This window comes from Sphingomonas bacterium (assembly GCF_903644055.1).
Lineage (GTDB): Bacteria > Pseudomonadota > Alphaproteobacteria > Sphingomonadales > Sphingomonadaceae > Sphingomonas_I.
This window is the reverse complement of the sequence record NZ_CAHJXD010000168.1, coordinates 1-2,566: the sequence shown is the minus strand read 5'-3', so window position 1 is coordinate 2,566 and position 2,566 is coordinate 1. Positions and strand designations below refer to the sequence as shown.

The following is a 2,566-nucleotide window of genomic DNA, read 5'->3' as shown; positions in this document are numbered from 1 at the left end:
CAACGCCTTCGCCGCGCTCGCCGCGCTGCGCAACACGGGGTGATCCCACCATCGCCTCATTCCAGTAAGGCGGAAAACCAAGCTACAGATAGGCGTGCTCAGCCCGCATTCCCCGTCCATTTGTCCATCCAGCCGAACACCTCCCCATACCATTGCAGGCTGTTCTTCGGCTTGAGCACCCAATGGTTCTCGTCGGGGAAGATCAGCAGCTTCGAGGGGACGTCGCGCCGCTGGAGCGCGGTGAAGGCGGCGATGCCTTGCGTGTAGGGGATGCGGAAATCGCGTTCGCTGGTGATCACCAGTTGCGGGGTCTTCCATTCGGCGACCTTGTTGACCGGGTTCCAGCGTTCATATTCGGCGGGCGCGTCGTGATAGGCATGGCCGCCATGCTCCCATTCGTCGAACCATAGCTCCTCGGTCTCGTAGGCCATCGCGCGCGCGTCGAAGACGCCGTCGTGCTGGACGATGCACTTGAAGCGATCGGGCCAGGCGCCCTCGATCCAATTCATCATATAGCCGCCGTAGCTGCCGCCCGCCGCGCAGGCGCGGTCGGCGTCGAGATAGGCGAACCTGTCGGTCGCGGCCTTGAGCCCGGCCTTGAGATCGGTGAGCGGGCGGCCGCCCCATTCACGGTTGATCGCGTCGGTGAAGGCCTGGCCGTAGCCGGTGCTGCCGTGGAAATCGACCGAGACCACCGCATAGCCGTGCCCCGCCCAGGCCGACGGGTTCCAGCGATAGGACCAACTATCGCCGAACGATCCCTGCGGGCCGCCGTGGACGAGGAAGGCGATCGGGGCCTTGGCGCCGGCGGCGAGGCTCGCCGGGCGCATCGCGAAGCCCCAGACGCTGTCGCCGTCCGCGCCCTTGAAGGTGAAGCGCGTCACCGCCGGCCAATCGACCCCCGCCAGCCGCGCGGCATTGGCGTGGGTGAGCTGCGTGGCGCGGCCGTCGGCGTCCCAGCGCCAGAGATCGGCGGGGGCGGTGAGGCTGTCGAGCGTATAAGCGAGGCCGCCGCCGGGCAGCGCGATCACCCCGCCCGCATGGCCCGCCCCGGTCAGCCGATGGACCTTGCCGCCGGCGAGATCGACGCGGAAGATCGGATTGTCGAGCGTATCGTTGGCGGTGACGTAGAGCGCCGCCGAATTCGGCGCCCAGACGATCGAGGCGACCGAGCGATCCCAGTCCCCGGTCAGCGCGCGCGTCTTGCCGGTGGCGATCTCGCGCAGCCACAGCATTTGCCGATCGGATTCGTAGCCCGGCCGCCGCATCGCCGCATAGGCCAGCCAGCGGCCGTCGGGCGAGACGGTGGGGAGCGTGTCGGTCGCCTGGTTAGCGGCGGTGAGGTTCTGCGGCGGCGAGGCGCCGTCGGCGGGCGCCGCGAAGATATCGAGGTTGGTGGAAAGCGATTCGATCCGCCCCGCCTCGCGCAGCGCGAAATAGACGGTGCGTCCGTCGCGGCTCCAGGAAATTTCCTCGGCGCCGCCATAGGGGCGGGAGGGGGTATCGCCGATCAGCGCGCCCTCGATCGCGTGGCCGGGGCCGCTCGCCTTGCCGGCCGCCATCGGGATGACGAAGAGCTGCTGGCGCTGGTGATCGCTCCACGCATCCCAATGGCGGATGAAGAGCCGGTCGAAGCTCCGCCCGCTGCCCGCGCCGGCGGGCTTGTCGGGCAGCGCGGCATCGAGCGAGGCAGCACCTACCGGGCGATCGGCCCAGACGACGAGCTTGTCCCCGGTCGGCGCGATGCTGAAGCCGCCGAGGTCGTAGGCCCCCGTCACCTGCGCGGCCGCGCCGCCCGCCATGCTAACCCGCCACACCGCCGATTTGCCGCCGGAGCGATCGGAGAGGAAATAGAGCATGCCGTCCGGCCCGAACGCGGGGCTGCTTTCCTCGGCCTGGGCGAGGCTCGCGAATTTCTCGGGCGCGCCCGCTTTCGCCTTGAGATCGAGCCGCCAGAGATCATGGCGCCCCCTGTTGGCGGCGAGATCGGTCTCGCGCTGCGACCAGACCAGCCAGCGGCCGTCGGGCGAGACGACCGGCGCGTCGACGCGGGCGAGCATCACCATGTCCTGCGGGGTGAAGGGGCGGGCGAAGGCAGGGGTGGCGAGCGCTAGGAGCGCGAGGAGAAGCTTCTTCATGGGGCGCGATGCTAGCGCGGCGGACGGGGATGTCGAGCCGGGGGTAACGCGATCCTTCCCGTGCCGAGGAGAAAACACCGGCAAATCCATCAATATTGCCGCTATGTCAGTTTTCGCTGTCCTACAGCGTACCATATCGGTTAACATCGCAACCGCGAGTCGCTCTTCGATGCAAGGAGCGCCGTCATGTCCAACAATTCTCCCAACACCCCCGCTGCCCTGCCCGCGCGCTACCGCTGGCTCGGCCTGATCGCGTCGCCGCCCCGGATGATCGCCGAGGCGCTCAAGCTCTACGGCACCGCCGAGGCGCCCGGCGGCGCCGACAATCCCGTGATCCTCGGCTGGGCGCGCGAGATCGGCGCCGCGGACTATCGTGCCGACGCCACGCCGTGGTGCGGGCTGTTCGCCGGCGTGGTCGCGCGGCGCGC

At 69.1% G+C, this 2,566-nt stretch carries 1 protein-coding gene and 1 pseudogene; one reads left to right on the top strand and one right to left on the bottom strand.

Annotation, left to right across the window (positions count from 1 at the left end):
• Positions 1 to 98 precede the first annotated feature (98 nt).
• The gene (locus tag HUU94_RS07245; protein WP_174274422.1) at positions 99 to 2,138 is read right to left on the bottom strand and encodes a S9 family peptidase; all 2,040 of its coding nucleotides are present in this window, start codon (positions 2,136 to 2,138) and stop codon (positions 99 to 101) included.
• Positions 2,139 to 2,324: 186 nt separating this feature from the next.
• Here HUU94_RS07245 and HUU94_RS07240 point away from each other — a divergent pair.
• Positions 2,325 to 2,566, top strand: a pseudogene (locus tag HUU94_RS07240) (hypothetical protein); the annotation flags it as partial.